At 59.7% G+C, this 17,110-nt stretch carries 18 protein-coding genes; 5 read left to right on the top strand and 13 right to left on the bottom strand.

Annotated features, from left to right (window positions below; translation table 11 throughout):
- Positions 1-48 precede the first annotated feature (48 nt).
- On the top strand, positions 49-1,038 hold the full coding sequence (locus AOZ53_RS24305; protein ID WP_054428399.1) for an aldo/keto reductase: 990 nt from the start codon (positions 49-51) through the stop codon (positions 1,036-1,038).
- 75 nt (positions 1,039-1,113) lie between these two features.
- On the opposite strand, the gene AOZ53_RS33760 is transcribed toward AOZ53_RS24305, so the two are convergent.
- The 6 genes from AOZ53_RS33760 to AOZ53_RS24280 all read right to left on the bottom strand — a co-directional run bounded on the left by AOZ53_RS33760 (position 1,114) and on the right by AOZ53_RS24280 (position 6,395).
- Positions 1,114-1,521, bottom strand: a complete 408-nt coding sequence (locus AOZ53_RS33760; RefSeq protein WP_076409393.1) for a GFA family protein — start codon at positions 1,519-1,521, stop codon at positions 1,114-1,116.
- 364 nt (positions 1,522-1,885) lie between these two features.
- A complete protein-coding gene (locus AOZ53_RS24300; protein WP_197286516.1) occupies positions 1,886-2,551 on the bottom strand; it encodes an NAD(P)H-dependent oxidoreductase in 666 nt (221 codons plus the stop codon).
- A gap of 17 nt (positions 2,552-2,568) precedes the next feature.
- A complete protein-coding gene (locus tag AOZ53_RS24295) occupies positions 2,569-3,333 on the bottom strand; it encodes an SDR family oxidoreductase (protein WP_054428398.1) in 765 nt (254 codons plus the stop codon).
- 262 nt (positions 3,334-3,595) lie between these two features.
- Complete coding sequence (locus tag AOZ53_RS24290) at positions 3,596-5,005, bottom strand: MFS transporter (protein ID WP_081397566.1); 1,410 nt, start codon at positions 5,003-5,005, stop codon at positions 3,596-3,598.
- 123 nt (positions 5,006-5,128) lie between these two features.
- Positions 5,129-5,806, bottom strand: coding sequence for a carboxymuconolactone decarboxylase family protein (locus tag AOZ53_RS24285; protein ID WP_054429200.1), 678 nt, complete (start codon positions 5,804-5,806; stop codon positions 5,129-5,131).
- A 178-nt stretch (positions 5,807-5,984) separates the two neighbouring features.
- On the bottom strand, positions 5,985-6,395 hold the full coding sequence (locus AOZ53_RS24280; RefSeq protein WP_054448032.1) for a (R)-mandelonitrile lyase: 411 nt from the start codon (positions 6,393-6,395) through the stop codon (positions 5,985-5,987).
- 539 nt (positions 6,396-6,934) lie between these two features.
- Between AOZ53_RS24280 and AOZ53_RS35260 the strand changes: the two genes are divergently transcribed.
- On the top strand, positions 6,935-7,360 hold the full coding sequence (locus tag AOZ53_RS35260; RefSeq protein WP_081397567.1) for a helix-turn-helix domain-containing protein: 426 nt from the start codon (positions 6,935-6,937) through the stop codon (positions 7,358-7,360).
- Between the two features lie 309 nt (positions 7,361-7,669).
- On the opposite strand, the gene AOZ53_RS24275 is transcribed toward AOZ53_RS35260, so the two are convergent.
- The 5 genes from AOZ53_RS24275 to AOZ53_RS24255 all read right to left on the bottom strand — a co-directional run bounded on the left by AOZ53_RS24275 (position 7,670) and on the right by AOZ53_RS24255 (position 11,786).
- A complete protein-coding gene (locus AOZ53_RS24275) occupies positions 7,670-8,929 on the bottom strand; it encodes a putative Na+/H+ antiporter (RefSeq protein WP_054428397.1) in 1,260 nt (419 codons plus the stop codon).
- A gap of 38 nt (positions 8,930-8,967) precedes the next feature.
- On the bottom strand, positions 8,968-9,462 hold the full coding sequence (locus tag AOZ53_RS24270) for a hypothetical protein (protein ID WP_054428396.1): 495 nt from the start codon (positions 9,460-9,462) through the stop codon (positions 8,968-8,970).
- 70 nt (positions 9,463-9,532) lie between these two features.
- A complete protein-coding gene (locus AOZ53_RS24265) occupies positions 9,533-11,053 on the bottom strand; it encodes a tripartite tricarboxylate transporter permease (RefSeq protein WP_054428395.1) in 1,521 nt (506 codons plus the stop codon).
- Positions 11,054-11,056: 3 nt separating this feature from the next.
- Entirely contained in the window at positions 11,057-11,542 is a 486-nt protein-coding gene (locus tag AOZ53_RS24260) for a tripartite tricarboxylate transporter TctB family protein (protein ID WP_231689858.1), read from the bottom strand.
- 22 nt (positions 11,543-11,564) lie between these two features.
- A complete protein-coding gene (locus AOZ53_RS24255; protein WP_054428394.1) occupies positions 11,565-11,786 on the bottom strand; it encodes a hypothetical protein in 222 nt (73 codons plus the stop codon).
- 99 nt (positions 11,787-11,885) lie between these two features.
- On the opposite strand from AOZ53_RS24255, the gene AOZ53_RS24250 reads away from it, so the two are divergent.
- Entirely contained in the window at positions 11,886-13,271 is a 1,386-nt protein-coding gene (locus tag AOZ53_RS24250) for a sensor histidine kinase (protein WP_054428393.1), read from the top strand.
- Positions 13,268-14,578, top strand: coding sequence for a sigma-54-dependent transcriptional regulator (locus AOZ53_RS33750; protein ID WP_054448033.1), 1,311 nt, complete (start codon positions 13,268-13,270; stop codon positions 14,576-14,578). The genes AOZ53_RS24250 and AOZ53_RS33750 overlap by 4 nt, the downstream gene beginning before the upstream one ends.
- A gap of 688 nt (positions 14,579-15,266) precedes the next feature.
- Here the strand turns inward: AOZ53_RS33750 and AOZ53_RS24245 are convergent.
- On the bottom strand, positions 15,267-15,581 hold the full coding sequence (locus tag AOZ53_RS24245) for an ArsR/SmtB family transcription factor (protein ID WP_054428392.1): 315 nt from the start codon (positions 15,579-15,581) through the stop codon (positions 15,267-15,269).
- A gap of 48 nt (positions 15,582-15,629) precedes the next feature.
- Here AOZ53_RS24245 and AOZ53_RS24240 point away from each other — a divergent pair, with 48 nt between their 5' ends.
- Positions 15,630-16,448, top strand: a complete 819-nt coding sequence (locus AOZ53_RS24240) for an alpha/beta fold hydrolase (protein WP_054428391.1) — start codon at positions 15,630-15,632, stop codon at positions 16,446-16,448.
- Positions 16,449-16,705: 257 nt separating this feature from the next.
- Here the strand turns inward: AOZ53_RS24240 and AOZ53_RS24235 are convergent, their stop codons facing one another.
- Entirely contained in the window at positions 16,706-16,972 is a 267-nt protein-coding gene (locus tag AOZ53_RS24235; RefSeq protein ID WP_231689859.1) for an SOS response-associated peptidase, read from the bottom strand.
- Positions 16,973-17,110 lie beyond the last annotated feature (138 nt).

Raw genomic sequence — 17,110 nt, 5'->3', positions numbered from 1 at the left:
GGCCTGCTGAAGACAAGGCCGTGTTGGACATGCTAAAGGAGCACGTATATGCAATATGCACATCTCGGGCGTTCTGGCCTCAAAGTCAGCCGCCTGTGTCTCGGCACCATGAACTTCGGCGATGTGACGGACGAAGCGGCAGCCCACCACATCATGGACGTCGCGGTCGAATCAGGCATCAACTTCTTCGACACCGCCGACGTCTATGGCGGCCCGCAGACGCCGGACATGGATAAGGGCTTCGGCATCTCAGAGGAAATCATCGGGCGCTGGCTGGCGCAGGACAGCACGCGGCGCGACGGCATCGTGCTGGCCACCAAGGTCTACCAGCCCATGGGGCTGGGGCCCAATGACCGCCGGCTGTCCGCATACCACATCAGGAAAGCGTGCGAGGATAGCCTGCGCCGCCTGCAAACCGACCACATCGACCTGTACCAGATGCATCACATCGACCGGCACACGCCCTGGGACGAGGTCTGGCAGGCGATGGAACTGCTGGTCCAGCAAGGCAAGGTGCTGTACGTCGGCAGCAGCAACTTCGCTGGCTGGGACATTGCCACGGCCCAGGCGGCGGCTCAGTCGCGGCATTTCATGGGGTTGGTGTCCGAGCAGAGCCTATACAACCTGAGCACGCGCACCGTCGAGCTGGAGGTGATTCCGGCCTGCCGGCATCTGGGGGTGGGCCTTCTGCCTTGGAGCCCCTTGGGTCGCGGGCTGCTGGCCGGCATGCAGGAGAAGCAAGCCGTGGAGGGCCGCCGTGCAAGGCTTGTCCGAACCACGTTGGCACGGCACGAGACGCAGCTTCAGGCCTACGAAGCGCTGTGCGGCGATCTCGGGGAAGCCCCCGCCGTGATTGCATTGGCGTGGCTGCTCAACAATCCGGACGTGACCGCCCCAATCGTCGGTCCCCGGACCGTCGAGCAACTCCGGCAGGCACTTCAGGCGCTGGAGATCTCGTTCTCCGACGATACGCTGCGCTGCCTGGATGACATCTGGCCTGGGCCGGGCGGTGAGTCGCCCCAAGCCTATGCGTGGTAAAGCCGCGCTGGTGGATCCTGCACTACAGGCCGAACTCGTGCAGTGCCTCGAAGCCTGGACGGGCCGCCAAGCGCGTCATGGCTGTCCTGCAAATTCCTCCGTACCCTCCAGGCGTGGGAGCCACGGATACCGTCTCCCGGTCCAGATTTGTCGTATGGGTTGCCCTAAATCGTAGCGCTGTTTGAGCGCGCCGACTCGTAAAGAGTAGGTTGCAGGATTCTCGGCCGCTAATGAGTACACCGGCCCGCCACAATCACCGCAAAAGCCGTGGATGCGCTTGGCGCCGCTGTCTCCGACCTTGAGGTATTTCTTCGGACTTCCACTGGTGAGGCGAAATGTCTCCGCAGGCGCTGGGATGTTCATTCGGAACGCCGAGCCCGACTGCATTTGGCAATCCGCACAGTTGCAGATCATGACGGTTCCGGGCTCCACCTCCGCTTCGTAGGTGATGGCACCGCAATGACATTGGCCTTCGACTTTCATGGCAGCTCCATAGGACGTGACAAGGGCTCAGTGGCTCGCCTGATGTGCTGGCGAAACACCGTGGACGCGAGGTCGATGCTCGCTCAAAGGACTACGAAGTAATTCTGGCCACTAGCGAAAGCCGCGATGGGATCTCAAACTTGCCTGGTACCTTGCCAAGTTATGGGCGTACATCGTTTTCGGCATTCGACGTTCAGCCAAGGCGCCGTTGTCGACCTAGACCCGTCGTGCGCCTGGCCCGCTTCGCCTGTGAGCAAGGGCGCTGTATGCGCCTGATTTCGCGGCACCGTCATCGGGCATGGACCTGTGACTTTTCGTATACCCCAAGTATCGGTCATCACGGATTTTTTGTGCAACCTTGCTGTCAGAGCCTTGCAGTCAGGGCTTGCTGATACTCACGCAGCGCCGAGGTATTGCCGGAGGCGGCGAAAAAGCACAGCGGCTTGGCGAACGTCATGCCCGTGTATTTCGCACTGGCACGAAGCGGAGTCAGTACCTCGTCGATAGTGAAGCCCAGGCGTCCCTTAGGAGAGTAGGCATCTTCCGGGCCGGCTGTCGTGGTCACGACGAACAGCTCCTTGCCCCTGAGTTCAGGCGGTGGGCCCGATCCCCAAACCTCGTTCATGTAGGCCTTGAGCATGGGCGTGAGGTTGAACCAATGGATCGGGAAAATGAACACCAGCCGCTCCATCTGCTCGTAGAGTTTGCGCTCCGCCGCGCGGTCAAAGCCGCGCATGTTATCGCCGTAGACGGACTCCAGGTTCCTGAACATCGCGCCGTTTGCTTTCTGAGCCACCTCCCACAACGCCTTGTTGACGACAGAACGGTCGGGATAAGGATGGGAGGCAATGATCAGCGTCTTTGCCCCGACGTGCGAGGGCTGGGCCTGGGCGTTCGCGGTGGCCATCAGCGCGGGCATGGCCGCGCCGATGGCCACCGTCGCCCCAGCTTTCAGAATGTCGCGGCGACCCGCATCGGCGACGCCCTCGCCATCCATGATTCCAGGCATGGAGCCTTTGGGTTCGGACATGAGTACTCCTGTATTGCCTAGCGCGCGGTGTAGCCGCCATCGACGGCCAGCGCATGGCCGATCACGAAGGTCGAACCCGGACCGCACAGCCAGAGTACGGCAGAGGCAATTTCCTCGGGCTTGCCCAGGCGGCCGATCGGCTGCTCCTTGAGCATTTCCTTGATCAGATCATCCTCGCCGCCAGAAATCATGCTGTCGAGCATCGGCGTGCTGATGATTCCGGGGCACACGGCATTGATGCGGATGCCACGCGCGGCGTAGTCAAGCGCCGCGCTTTTGGTCAGGCCGAGTACGCCGTGCTTGGTTGCGTGATACGCCGACCGCCCCGCGACACCCACCAGCCCTCCCAGGGAGGAGCAGTTGACGATTGCACCACTGCCTTGTTTACGCATCTGGATCAGCTCGTACTTCATGCAGTTCCACACGCCGCGCAGGTTGATACTGTTGACGCGATCAAACTCTTCCCCATCCATGTCGGCGACCTCCACGGGCGGGCTTTGCACGCCAGCGTTGTTGAAGGCCGCATCCAGGCGTCCGAACTTGGTCACGGCTTGCTCAACCATGGACTTGACCTGCGCCTCGTCGGCCACGTCGCAGCGCACGGCAAGCGTCTGAGCGCCACCCGCTGCCAGCTCATCGGCAGCCGCGCGAACTGCCGCCTCGTTCACGTCGGCCAGCACGACCGCTGCGCCCGCCGATGCGAACGCCTTGGCGGTCGCCAGGCCCATGCCCGAAGCGGCGCCCGTAACTAGGGCTACCTTGCCTGCAAATGAATCACTCATATCAGTACTCCAATCTCGATTCGACATGGTGAGATTTAAGTACGACTTCGCTTATTGATAAATACCCATAACCGGGATGCAGCTATGAAATCGCTTCATGAAAAGGATGTCGAGCAATCTTCCCCCGACTCGCAAAGCATGAAATTGTGCTGTCGCGGCTTTGCCCATCTCGGCCAAACAAGGAAGGTTTCCAAGTGGTTATGGCCGCACGACAGGTAAGCACCGCGGCGATTGAGAGGTAGGTTAGTCAAAAAATTGCTGGTTATCCATTGAACTCAGGTGTTCCTGAAGAGTGAAGCCCAAATGCCATCACCGCAGTGACCAGCGCAATACCGGCTGCCACTAACAGACTGATGCGCATGCCCGCCGTGAAACTGGATGCCTGCGACAGAAGTGCTCCGAACACCGCCACGGCAAGCGCACCTCCCACTTGCCGGCATGTGTTGAACACGCCGCTGGCCGTCCCCGCCAACGCACCTGGCACGCTAGACAACAGCACGGCCGTCACCGGCGGGGCGACGAATGGACCTGCCAAGCCGACCAGCACCATCAGCGCGGCGATCCACACCACGGGCGCGGTGGGCGGAAGCAGCGCCACCGCCGCCAACCCGGCTGCCATGCTCACTAGACCACTCACGATCATCGTCCGCGCGCTGAAGCGCCGTACCAGGCGCGCACTGAACGGCGTCAGCACAAGCCCAATCAACATCATCGGCAGGAAGGCCACGCCGGTTTCCGGCGCCGAGAGGCCCCGCTGCTGCTGCAGATACAGGCTTATCACGAATGGCAGGCCGAAGTAGCCGACCATGAACGTAAAGCCGACGACCATCGAAATCCGAGCATTGCGCGGCGCCAGCAGCCCCGGCGGCACCATGGGATTCGCCCGGCGGAGTTGCGACCATGCGAAAGCTGCCAGCGCAACCAGCGCCATTGCAAAGGCCGCCAGCACCGGCATTGCGCCCGGCCCTTGTACGCCCGCCTCGATCGCCCCGTAGATCAGCGCTCCCATGGCGACTATGGCCATCACCTGCCCCACCGCGTCGAAAGGCGCGGGACGGCGTGGTGAAGCAGGCGTACGCGCAAGAAACGCCAGGGTCAACAGGCCGACAGGTAGGTTGACGAAGAAGATCCAGCGCCAATCCAGCGAAACCAGCCATCCGCCGATGACCGGGCCGGACGTGGCCGCCACGGAGCCGCCCATGGCCCACAGCGCCACCGCGTGCCCGCGCCGGATCGGGTCGGGATACGCCTGGCGGATCAGCGCCATGGAGGCCGGCATCATGGCCGCGGCGCCGACACCTTGCGCCAGGCGCGCTGCCACCAGCACCGCCAACGACGGGGCCCATCCACAAGCCATCGATGCCAGGACGAACACCACCAGTCCCATGCCGAACGCCCGCCGCGCGCCAATGCGGTCAACCAGCGCCCCGGCCGACAGCAGCAGCGCGCCGAACATCAGGGTGTAGCCATCCACCACCCACTGCAGGCCGTCCACACTGGCACCCAGATCGTGGGCGAGCGTCGGCAGCGCGACGTTGACCACCACCGCGTCCAGCGTGATCACGAAGAACCCCAGAAGCGCCGCAATCAGGGTCGCCTGCGCGCGGCGTCGCGTGTCTTTTGCTGAACCGCCCTGCATGTGTGTGGAGGCAACGGCGGCGTCAGATGGCATATGACAAGGCCGTCTTGATGGCGCATCGTTCGCTTGTGGCAGTGCGGCCAGGCGTGACCTTGGTCGCGACGGAGGTTGAACCGAGCCGCGGAGTCAACTTGGCGTCATGTGTGGCGGCAATGCTCACTTTGCCGCCTTGGTAGCCAATTGTCGCTCCAGCGCCTCGTTCGCACGGCGAGCCATATCGGCATCCGCGCGCTCGCCGAGCACGTGGGTAAGCTGACGCAACTGCGTCGCAGTGAGGCCCGTATTCAGGCTGATCTTCATGTGCGCCTGCAACTGCGGCTCGGCGCCGGGCAGCGCCGACAGCATACTCACGGTGGCCAGTTCTCGGCTTTGCCAGTCGAGGTTGTCGCGCTCGAAGATGTCACCGAAAAGATGGGTGCGCAGATATTCGTTCGCCACGGGGGCGAAGTCGAACAATGGACCTTCCACAGGCCCGCCCGATAGCTTGGTCTGGTTGGCCTTTCCCGTAGCCAGGAGCGCGTCGCCCTTCGGGATGGGACGGCTGGGTTCACGACCGGGTGCATCCTGGATGCCGCGCTGCTTGCGTATTTCCAGCACCTTCATCAGTTCGCCCAGCGCGTTGAGGCTGCGCGGAAAGCCGGCGTAGGCGTAGAGCTGCACCAGGATTTCCTTGGTGTCGCTGATCGTCATGCCAGCGTCCAGCCCCTGATTCAGGGCGGCGTTCAGCTTGGCCATGTCACCTGCAGCCGCAAACGCTCCGATGGGTACGATGGCTTGTTGACGGACCGTAAGGGATTCGGCGGCGCTGGGCGCGCCAGCGGAAACTTGATTCATTTGCTTGGCCTCCTGTGCATGGGTTGCTTGGCTCAGTGCCGCGACCAGACCGAGGGTCACCGCCAACACGGCAGGGCGAAGAGGCGCTTTCCTGTGCCTATCGGATTGGGTTGCACGGGATTCGCGCATAGTGCGGTGGAACGAGTACATGGGTGTCCTTTCCTTAAAGTGAGGCGGCTCAGCCTTTGGGCGGGCCAGCAAGGTATTGCGCGTCGGTGACGTGTTCCATCCATTCGACGTTCTTGCCATCGAGTGCTTCCTGAATGGCGATATGGGTCATGGCTGTGGTCGGCGACGCACCGTGCCAATGCCGATGACCCGGCGGGCACCAGATGACATCGCCGGCGCGGATCTCGACGATAGATTCGCCTTCGCACTGCGTCCAACCGCAGCCAGCGGTGACGATCAGTGTTTGTCCCAACGGATGGGTGTGCCACGCCGTGCGCGCACCGGGCTCAAAAGTCACGGCTGCGCAAGAAACACGAGCAGGCGCCGGAGCGCTGTTCAGGGGGTCAATGCGAACCGTCCCCGTGAACCACTCGGCAGGCCCTCTTGTGGAAGGTTGAGAACCAGCGCGTTTGAGTTCCATGGCTATTCCTTTCATTGCATGAGAGTGAACATGGCTCGCTACAGCCCCTGTGCGGTGATCTGCGCGGCGTCAAGAAATGAGTCGCGTCAGCCAAGCTGGTCGGCGCCGACCGCCTAGAATTGGTTTTGCATCTGGCTGCCTGTCGGCGGAGCACTGCAAAATCTCGGGCTTCATGACAGTCAATTTGACCCGCATAAAACTATAGAGCGCGTGCGGCGTAGTGATAAGGTGGGGAAGTTGGCATGCAGCTATGAAGTCCATTCATGAATTCAAGAGCAGATCTCTATGGTCGTCTGGCCGCCGTGGTTCTCGCATGCCGTTGTGGAGTCCCTTGATTGCCGACCGAGGTGTGGTGGCAACATGCTGAAGGATGGCGCATTGGTAGTTGTCCGCTATTCGTGATGTCTCTGGCGAGCCTGGTGAATGGATCATCTGCTTACTCTTCCAGCAGTGTTCTCAAAAAAGGTCCCTGGTTTGAGTGCGCTGATGGCGGGCGTCGAAATTTCAGACGGTCAGTGCAACACCTTATTTGATTTTTTCTGTACCACGGAGGCATCGCGCCTCGTCCCCGAACACGCCGTGCCGAATGCCTGTCCGCACAAGAGTGCGAGTCGATCTCTCGACGGCTCGCCAGTGGTGCCAGTTATCGAGCCATTGGTCGTGCGCTGGGTCGCTCAGCCTCAACGATCTCGAGAGAGGTTGGCCGCCATGGTGGCCCAGGGAAGTATCGGGCATACGATGCTGAAAAGCAGTTCCTGAAACGCGCTCGGCGACCGAAGCCGTACTTGCTCACTCGGGAGCCGGAGCTGCGCAATGTCGTGATACGCTTGTTGGAGGCGGACTGGTCCCCCGAACAGATATCGGGATGGCTGAAACCTCGATCCCCTGGCGGAAAGACCGTGTTTGTTTCGCACGAGACGATCTATCGATCACTGTTGGTTCAGACCCGCGGGGTACTGCGATAGGAGCAAAAAAAGCACCTGCCCACGCAGCGGATGTTCTGCCATGCCAGGCTTCTGAAAAAAGCCATGCGGGGCAGTCTGCGCATCACACCCTCTGCAAGCGGCACGCGACGGGCCGATTCCGGCCCATTGCGGTCGTTCGGTTGATTGGGTTCGGGAACTCGATATCTTGTAAGCGGGTTCTAGGCGGCGGCCTTTCGCACACCTCAGATCGTGATGAGGTCCTTTGAAGCGAACATCGAAGGACAGCGCCCACGCGTGGCGCAAAGCCTACCGCAGCGCTTGCTGTGCCGGTGGCGCCGCGGGACCGCTTCAGAAGAAGAACAAAAACGCCGCTGCGATCACTGTGGGTATCAGCGCGCCTGACAAAAGACCAAGCATGCTCACTGCGCCGTTCGCGAAACTCCCACGAAGCAAAGCGACGCCCGCAGGGTTGGGCGCATTGGCAATAACGGTCAGGCCGCCGCCAGCCACGGCGCCAGCCACCAGCATGTACTGTGCCTGAGTCGAAATCCCGTCGATGAGCGATCCCAGGTACGTCAGCGCGGCATTGTCGGTGATAGCGGTGAGCGCCAGAGCGCCGACGAACAGCACGTTAGGCTCGAGGCTGCCGACGATAGGCTGTAACCACCATTGCTGCATGCCACCCAGGACAACCAAGCCAGCGAGGAAGAAGCCGACCAACAAGGCTTCTTTGATGATGAGCGGGCTTTGATGTACTTTGTACGCTTGCGTATAGCCAATGAAAAAGAGGAACAGCCCCAGAAAAATTATGGGGTGATGTGCGCTGAGAACCACCGCCGCCAAAAAAAATAGATGCACCGCAATGACGAGGGGAGACATCGGCACAGCGGACTTCTTCAGAGAAAGTACATCTCCCGAACGCAGGTGGGGCCGAAGGAACAATGTCACCAGCGTGGCGTTGACCAGCACGGCTAGCGCGGCTTTCCAGCCGAATGTCTTAAACATGAAAGCGCTGTCCCAGCCCCACGTTGACGCGACCATCAAAACTGGCGGTGCGGCATACGATGTCAGCGTGCCCCCAATGGATATGTTGACAAACAAGACACCCAGCGCCAAATACTTCAAGCGTTCCGGCATTTCGCGGTGGAAAACTTGCGGCGCCAGCATCATTGCGGCAATCGTCATTGCGGCCGGCTCCGTAACAAGGGAGCCGGCGAGTGGAACCATAGCTAGGCAAAGCCAGGCCTTGGCTGTCTGGTCATTTACGGGGAGCTCTCGCGCCACGCGTTCGACTAGGCGCATGACGAAAGTTAGCACCGGCAATGATGCTGCGATGACCATTACGACGAACACAAATGCCGGCTCGGTGTAGTTCCGGGATTCGGCATATGCGAGGGCCGTGCCGCCTGACGCCGCCAACGCCATCAAGACAAGCAATATCGCGGCCCAGAATCCAAAAACGACTTCGACTTCTCCCAACAAATGAAGTAAACCGCCATGACGTTTGCTTCGATGCGCCAGACGCAAAAACAGCGGCGCCGAAAAAGTATGTATAAGGGCAATTGCAAAAACTACGGCGGCGAGGATTTCGAGACTGGACTCTGGCACTTGTCGGTTCCTGTAGTTAGAGGGCAGTACGGCCCAAGTTAGATTCGCGGGGATGAGACGCGCGCGACCTCCACCCACACGCGCGTCATGACGACGTGCTTAACCAGATCGAAAAGGTGTTCGGGAGCGCTGGCAGGCACAAGCACGCGTCGAATCAGTGCTTGCAAGTCTACACGCACGCATGGACGCGATGCGAGCGGCCCGCGACGCTGGGACAGTGCCCGCAGCCGCACGCGGCTATCCGACGGCATGTCGATTTTCAGCTGGGCGTTCTCGGGCGCCAGCACCGCCTGACGCAGCGCATCGACCGTGGTGCAGACATAAACAGATCCCGGCTGGGCCACATCATCCTCAATTTGACGGAGCCATTCCTGCGAGCCGACCAATGTTGATGTGGACCCCTTCTTCGGCATCTCAAAGCGTAGATGACTGAATTCAAGCAATTCGATGAATTCCACAAAGGGAAGCTGGCGCACTACCGATACCGTCCCGCGTGGCCGATTCCCTCCGTTGTGTCGCGCCAATATACTCATGACACTCTCCATTGATCTAAAAGGGGACCGACGGCTGCCGGCCCCCTTTCAGCGCTACATAGCTACGGGATCACCCCCCGGCTTGGATACGCTCCAACTCGCGAACCTTCTTTCTGTTACGCACGGTGGAAAAAACCAGCCAGATCGCAAGAGCGAGAATGGCGTAGATAAAGCCAGCGCTGATCGGGCGTTCAATGAACACGCTCATGCTGCCGCGCGACAGTAGCAGTGCGCGGCGGAAGTTTTCTTCGACCATGGGGCCCAAGACAAAGCCCAGCAACAGCGGAGCGGGCGAGAAGCGCAGCTTCAGGAACAGATAGCCCACCAGACCAAGCACCAGGACCATGCCTACGTCGAACAGATTGTTGTTCGTGCTGTAGACGCCGACACATACAAAAAACAGCGCGGATGGGAAGAGATACTTGTAAGGCACCTTAAGCAGTCTTGCCCACATGCCGATCAATGGCAGGTTCATGACGACCAGCATGATGTTGCCGATCCAGAAGCTTGCGATAAGTCCCCAGAAAAGATCCGCGTGTTCAGTGACCATCTGGGGACCTGGCTGGATCCCGTGGATGATCAACGCGCCCAGCATCAAGGCCATAACGGAATCGCCAGGTATGCCCAGGCTCATGGTGGGAATGAAACTTGTCTGTGCCGCGGAGTTGTTCGCTGCTTCAGGACCCGCCACCCCTTCAATCGCGCCGTTGCCAAAGCGGTTGGGCGTTTTGGAAACGCGTTTTTCAACCGCGTAAGACATGAATGACGCGATGGTCGCTCCAGTGCCGGGCAAGATGCCAAGCACCGAACCGATAGCGCTGCCGCGAGCGATAGGCATGACCGACTTCTTGATATCCCCTGGCTCGGGCCGTACGGACATTTTTGGGCCTGCCCCAACGGTAGTGGCCTTACCGATGCGGTTCACGTTGGCAAAGAAGTCCGCTAGTCCAAACAGGCCCATCGCCAAGGCAACGAGCTGCACACCATCGCTCAGCTCGATGACGCCGAACGCGTAGCGGATGGTGCCGGTATTGACGTCCGTACCAACCACGCCCAGAAGCAAGCCGAGGAATACCATCGCAATGCCTTTGATGGCAGAGCCTTTGGCCAACGTCGCGCCGGCGAACAGACCCAGCATCATCATTGCGAAATACTCGGCTGGGCCGAACTGAAATGCGACTTCGACCAGCAGTGGCGAGAACAGGATCATGATGATGATGCCCACGCTGGCGCCTACAAAAGACGACATGACCAGCATGAACAGCGCAGACCCGGATCTGCCTTGCCGCGCCAGCGGATTGCCATCGAGGCACGTCACAGCATGCGACGGTGTCCCTGGCAGGTTGAGCAAGATGCACGTGATGCCGCCACCATACTGCGCGCCGTAGTAAATGCCTGCCAGCATCATCAACGCGGCGACCGGCGTCATCGCATAGGTCAAAGGCAGGAGGATCGAAATCGCCGCCAGCACGCCCATTCCGGGCAAGACGCCGATCATGTTGCCCATGAAGACGCCAAATAGCGACCAAAGGAGGTTCTCCCACTGCAACGCGACGGAGAAGCCATGCAATACGTTGTCGAAGAGATCCATTTCTTACCCCCAGCGCAGCATGGGGAACTGCAATTGCAGCGCCCACGAAAAAACCACCGCGCCAAAAGCGGTCATTGCAAGCGCGAGAATGGTGGCGGACTTGACGGAGTTCGATGTGTCTCCTAGCGCCGAGACAAAGACGAGCGCGAAGGTGGCAGGCAGAAATCCTACGGAGCTGCCCAGAATGATGAAGAGTGCAATCCCTCCGGCGATGCAAGCCATGCCGCGAACGCGATCGCGCTGCGCGGGCTGGGGCAGTTTCTCCTCAATGAGCTCGTCCTGCACTTCGTCAGGATCTGGACTGAGCGGAATCAAAATACCCAGCGCGACGAGAAAGCAGCCCACCATCAACGGGAAATAGCCGGGCCCCATCCGGGCAAGCTCTCCGATGTCATACGACGTTGCTTCAAGAATGGTCAGCGCACCGCACAGGGCGATGAATGCACCGCCCCACAGATCGCGCTTCCTGGAAAATATGGTGCTGCCCACGGCTTGCTCCCCTATTTGTTGTCTAAATGATCCGGCCCGCGTTCGATTGCATGCCGGAGGAGCGGGACTTTAAGGACACCGCCTTGCACTCTGCTTTCATGCGCCGAGGGGCATCCTCAGGGAAAACCAGAGGGTCGATCGGGATCGGTTCGTCCAGTTGAACAATAATGAACACAAGGTCCAGCTGTGTGTTTACAAAACTGAACGTCATGGTCTTGATGATGGCCTGAAAGGCGGCGGGCACGATTTTTGCCAGAGTGCGTTCTGCTTTCCATTGTTTGCAAATACGCGGGCCAATACGTCCGAGGCATAATCGCCATTCTGTGGTTCAAAATGCGCTGCCATGTTTCGCTTTTCCCTCATCGCCCGGATTCCACTCGCGGTCTCCTTCCTATTCCTCGTAATTTCCACCGCGCTGATTTCTTTGGCGCTTCACGGCGTGTCCCGACAATTCGACAGGCAGGTCGCGAATCTGGGGCAGGTGTATTTGGACGGCCTTTCAGCAGCTATCCTGCCAGCAGTCCGAGGCGGAGACGCGGAGCAGATGGTCGAAGTGCTTAACCGAGCGCTGGATACGCACCTTGGTGTGGTGGATCGAACGCTCGCCGTCGTCACGGATGGTCATCGTCTGCTGGCGCATGTGGCGCGCTATCCCGAGGTTGAACCTATCCCGCTGGCGTCTTTCGAAGGTTTGTCGGGGACGCTCATCACCCGAGCCGCGGACGGTGTCTGGACGTGGCGCATGTTGGACGACGAGCGGCCTGCTCTGGGAATGTTGGTGGCCAATCTTGATGTCGGTGATTTCCTTCGCCAACGTGAAGAGCTAGCGTGGGAACTGGGCATGGTGGGATTGGCAATCGGCCTGCTAGGCGCGGCGGTCTGTTTTGGCATGGCCAGGCGGCTTCAGCGTCCGATCATTCAACTAACCGAAGCGCTGCGCGCCAGGCCCGAAGATCGCTTGCGCAGCTTGCAGGTTGATACCACCGACCCCGAGATCACCGAGTTGTTATCGGCATACAACTGGATGGTCGAGAATGTTCAGCAACGCGAGGCGCTTGCAGAACGCAACGCGCGGATCGAGCGTGAAGCGGTGTTGGGACGAATGTCTGCGGCGCTTGCTCATGAAGTCCGCAACCCGCTCGGAGGGCTGCGTACCGCCGTCCAGACGCTCAGGCAGTTCGGCGAACGTCGCGACGTTCGCGCCGAGTCGCTGGCCTTCATCGAACGCGGTGTTGAGGCGCTTCAGGCCGTTGTCGACGCTAGTCTGCGCACTTTCCGCCCGGGCACCGCGTCTCTCGGGGAAGAAGATATTGCTGATATCCGTCTGATGGTGGGGGCGCAAGCTGACAGGGCTGGGGTCCGAGTCGAAATGTTTTGCGACGGCATGCAGAACCAGCAACTGCTGTTACCCGCCGGGGCCGTCAGGCAAGTGTTGCTCAACCTAGTGCTAAATGCTGTCCAGGCGTCCCCCCCCGGCGGACTTGTCGCCGTTTTTTCCCGTGCGCGGAATGATGCTCTGGCGTTGCACGTGGTCGACGCTGGACAGGGTTTGCCACCAGCAGCGGTACACACGTTGGCAGGGGGGCATCCCGACGGAGACGGAATGGGATTGAGTATAGTGGCCGATCTTATTAAAGCGATGCAAGGCCGCCTGCGCGTCACGCGCATGTCAGACGGCACATGCATCTCTGTGCGTTTGCCCTGTGGTCGAAAGGAGGGAAAGCTATGAGCGACACGCAGGTTTTGCTAATTGAAGACGACGAGCTTCAAGGCGGTGCATTATTGCAACGATTGCGGCTCGAAGGTATTTCCGCTCAGTGGGTGCAAAGCTGCTCGCAGGCGGTGGAACTGTTTCGCAGGACGCGTATGCGGCCTGCGTTCGTGCTGGCCGACATTCGACTCCCGGACGGGTCCGGAGAAGATCTGTATCGGCGGCTGATTCCACATTTGGCGAGCACCACAGTGGTGTTTGCCACGGCATTTGGCGACATCGCTCAGGCCGTGCGGCTGGTATCAGCGGGCGCGAACGATTACCTTACCAAGCCCTACGACACCGACGCACTGGTGCGGCGAATTCGATCGGTCATCGCCACTCAGCCGGCAGGCCAATTCGACGAAGTTTCGCAGAATCCCTTCGCACTAAGCGACGAAACCTATCCGTTGGCGCAGGAGCTTGAGCGGCTTGCGGCCAGTTCGTTGCCCGTGTTGCTTGAAGGTGAAACCGGCTCAGGTAAAGATCGCGCGGCTCGCTACATTCACGCACGCTCGTCGTACTCCAATGGTCCGTTCATTGCCGTCAACTGCGCATCGCTGATGGCTGATCTTGTCGAGAGTTTATTGTTCGGTCATGTCAAAGGCGCATTCAGCGGCGCTGGATCGTCGCACGAGGGCCTTTTTTCACAGGCAGCCGGTGGCACGCTTTACCTTGATGAGGTGGCGGAACTGCCTTCACGTGCGCAGGCCTCATTATTGGGGGTATTGGAGGACGCCCAGTATCGTCCCCTGGGCGACAGTTCCGTCCGCCAGATGCGCTGCCGAATTCTGAGCAGCACTTGCGCTGACCTGAAGGCTGCGGTGGTGCAAGGCAAGGTTCGAGCGGATCTGTATTTTCGACTAGCGGTCGCGGTAATTGCCGTACCACCCCTGCGGCATAGACCTGGCGCGTTGCCTAGTCTGGCAAGTGCCATGTTGAATAAGCATTTGCCCGAGTGCGAATCGCTATCTCCCGACGCCCTTCAAGCTTTGCTCCACCACGCTTGGCCGGGTAACGTGCGTGAACTGAAAAATCGCATTGCTCGCGCAGTCGTGATGACGGACAGTGGCCCAATTCATGCTAACGACCTCTTTCCCGAACGCAAGCTGGCCGACAAGCCGGACTTGGCCTCCAGCCGCCTAAACGCCGAACACCGCGTCATTCAGCGGGCCATCTCTGAATCGGGTGGTCACATGGGAAATGCCGCCAGACTGCTCGGGATTTCGCGAACAACGTTATGGAAGAAACTGCGCGAAGGGCGGCGTGAGGCAGGTGAGGACTGAGCCACGTCGACTGCGCAGGCTAACCATGGGCTCACGAAACCGGGGTTCGACCGCATCGGATGTCAGGAGCGGCCGTCTACCGATGACCGCTCCTGGCCGAATTTTGCCAGCAGGGCGCTCGACTGGCTTTAGCCGATAGCTGTCTTGCAACGGCGGTGTGGGGCGCCCCGCCCGCTTCTCGTGTCACCCCGCTCCAAGAGTGCACGGCTGTTTCGCTTGGCACTAAGGCTGTGTGAGCCACGAGGAAGGCAGCCCTTTTCGTAGCTTAGCGACCTTATTTATCGAACCCGAACCTCCTGCGACCGACTTTGATCCAAGTTTTCCAATTTTCGAGGTCTTTCAAAATCAAGGGGTTGCAAGGCGCGTCTGCGACCGACTTTATTTCCCTCTTTCACGAGCGGCCTTTTCTTTGCATGATCCTTGCAGGTCGGAAGCGAGCTTTCGACCCAGCGTCGACCGTCGCCTTGCGCGACAGCAGTCTTTCAAGACGCGCGATGGCACGGTTCCTCAGGCGTCAAACGACGTGATTGCCGCATCGGTAACGAGGCGCACTACGAACTCTTCGCATTCGAGTTCGTCCGGAGGCGCCCAAAGCTTGCTTGTCGGCGGGATTAGGGCACGACATTGAAAGCGCGCAACGCGCCACAGAGAGGCTCTTGCAGTTGCCTGTCTCCGGCGCGAAGTGGACCTATGTTGGAGTCGACAATTCTTGTTGCAACCATGCCAGGTAGTCTTGGATCACTGCTTCATTCCTTTTGCAGTATGACCATTTCTGATGCTTGCGAACGATGATGAATCCCGCCTGCTTCAGGATATCTAGATGCCTGCTTACAGTCGGCTGCGATATGCCCATCGCTTCGGCGATCAATGTCATGCAGACCCCGAATTCCTCGGGGTCTGCTGACCACTGATGTCCGAAGTGTTTCTTCGCGTCGGCTAAATGGCGCAACACCGACATACGGACTTCGCTGGCCATTGCCTTAACTTGCATTGAGCGGTTCATCTCTCTAGTATATCGTCAATTAGCTAACTGACTATATGAGAGGTGCCTATGCTGGATCTATCCAATACGTCGATGATCGAAGGCAGCGCTGTCAGATGGGGGAAATGTGGCAAGGGGCCACCTCTTGTCGCCATCCATGGAACGCCATTTTCGTCACAGGTATGGCGCAGGATCGTGCCGCAGCTTGTCGATCGCCGAACCGTCTACTTCTTCGACCTGGTGGGCTATGGGCAATCCGAAATGCGAGTAGACCAGGATGTCTCACTCGGCGTGCAGAACAAGGTGCTTTCAGCATTGTTCAATGAATGGGGCCTTGAGCGTCCTGATGTGTTGGCGCACGATTTTGGCGGTGCTACCGCGTTGCGTGCGTATTACCTGGACGGGCTGCGCTACGCCTCGCTGACGATATTTGACGCCGTTGCACTGGCTCCTTGGGGATCGCCCTTGATCCAACACGTCCGCAGGCATGAGAACGCTTTTTCGGGGATGCCCGACTACATGCATCGCGCGATCCTGAACGCCTATTTGCAGACGGCAGCGCATAACCCTCTCTCTGATGAAGCGCTTGATGTCTATAGCAGGCCCTGGTTGGGCCCGATCGGCCAGCCCGCCTTTTATCGGCAAATTGCGCAGATGGATCAGAAGTACACGGATGTGCTTCAAGATAAATATCGCGCTATGGACTGCCCGGTGAAGGTCTTGTGGGGGGAGAACGACAACTGGATTCCGTACGAGACCGGTGAAACTTTGGCTTCTCTGATTTCGGACAGACCCTGTGTTCCAATCAGAAATGCGGGCCATCTCGTGCAGGAAGATAGACCGGAAGCCATTGTGGCGGCCGTCCTGAAACAGCTCGCCGACGCCTGATGGCAGCGATTGGCCGAGAACGGACCCCATCGCCGGCGGCTTCCGACCCTGGCTTACAGCCGGATATGACGTCCGGAAGACCGATTTCGAGTGTCAAGTTCTGGATGACGCGCCGCTCAGCCTCGCATGCAGCCGGTGGCTGCTGCTATTGATACGATGCGGCCGACTTAGAGCACGGGTGTAGCCACCAGCTTGTCGCTTGGAATGGGCGCCAGGAAATCCCCGCTTTCGTCGACAGGCGCGGTCAACCATTCGCGTTAAGCGCCCTCAGGCAGGGTGACAACCATGCGCTTTTCCTTGCCGGGCTGGTGGTATTCACGGAAAAGCGGGTCCTTGTCCGCTTTGATGGTCAGCATGGTGTAGCTTTCCTGCCATTGCCCGGCGGGATCGCGGTACCGGTCCCACAAACCTGCAATGCCGATGGGTGTGCCGTCCGGGTGTGTGAAGCGGGTCCGTAGGATGCCGAAGGACACCTCGCCCAGTAGACGGGATACGCCTGGCGGCCGGGTTTTTCCGGCCAGCAAGGCCGCATTATTCGACTCCAAACGCGACTGACGCTCGCGGCTAGCGTACTCCGCAAACTTTGAAATCGTCTTGGCGGGCCGCGTTCAGGCACTGCGCTGGCGGTTTTGGTTCAGGCCCGCGGCCTTGAACGCCTCGAA

It is taken from the genome of Achromobacter sp. 2789STDY5608621, assembly GCF_001299375.1.
GTDB classification, from domain to species: Bacteria; Pseudomonadota; Gammaproteobacteria; order Burkholderiales; family Burkholderiaceae_B; genus Achromobacter; species Achromobacter insuavis.
Note: the sequence above shows the minus strand (reverse complement) of the source record. Positions and strands in the feature narration are given on the sequence as shown.

What these genes read in the sequence shown, in the direction of transcription:
- AOZ53_RS24250 (WP_054428393.1), top strand. Translation starts at nt 11,886, where the DNA reads ATGTTTCGCTTTTCCCTCATCGCCCGGATTCCACTCGCGGTCTCCTTC.
- AOZ53_RS33760 (WP_076409393.1), bottom strand. Translation starts at nt 1,521, where the DNA reads ATGAAAGTCGAAGGCCAATGTCATTGCGGTGCCATCACCTACGAAGCG.
- AOZ53_RS24265 (WP_054428395.1), bottom strand. Translation starts at nt 11,053, where the DNA reads ATGGATCTCTTCGACAACGTATTGCATGGCTTCTCCGTCGCGTTGCAG.
- AOZ53_RS24270 (WP_054428396.1), bottom strand. Translation starts at nt 9,462, where the DNA reads ATGAGTATATTGGCGCGACACAACGGAGGGAATCGGCCACGCGGGACG.
- AOZ53_RS33750 (WP_054448033.1), top strand. Translation starts at nt 13,268, where the DNA reads ATGAGCGACACGCAGGTTTTGCTAATTGAAGACGACGAGCTTCAAGGC.
- AOZ53_RS24245 (WP_054428392.1), bottom strand. Translation starts at nt 15,581, where the DNA reads ATGAACCGCTCAATGCAAGTTAAGGCAATGGCCAGCGAAGTCCGTATG.
- AOZ53_RS24290 (WP_081397566.1), bottom strand. Translation starts at nt 5,005, where the DNA reads ATGCCATCTGACGCCGCCGTTGCCTCCACACACATGCAGGGCGGTTCA.
- AOZ53_RS24295 (WP_054428398.1), bottom strand. Translation starts at nt 3,333, where the DNA reads ATGAGTGATTCATTTGCAGGCAAGGTAGCCCTAGTTACGGGCGCCGCT.
- AOZ53_RS24280 (WP_054448032.1), bottom strand. Translation starts at nt 6,395, where the DNA reads ATGGAACTCAAACGCGCTGGTTCTCAACCTTCCACAAGAGGGCCTGCC.
- AOZ53_RS24240 (WP_054428391.1), top strand. Translation starts at nt 15,630, where the DNA reads ATGCTGGATCTATCCAATACGTCGATGATCGAAGGCAGCGCTGTCAGA.
- AOZ53_RS24305 (WP_054428399.1), top strand. Translation starts at nt 49, where the DNA reads ATGCAATATGCACATCTCGGGCGTTCTGGCCTCAAAGTCAGCCGCCTG.
- AOZ53_RS24300 (WP_197286516.1), bottom strand. Translation starts at nt 2,551, where the DNA reads ATGTCCGAACCCAAAGGCTCCATGCCTGGAATCATGGATGGCGAGGGC.
- AOZ53_RS24285 (WP_054429200.1), bottom strand. Translation starts at nt 5,806, where the DNA reads ATGAATCAAGTTTCCGCTGGCGCGCCCAGCGCCGCCGAATCCCTTACG.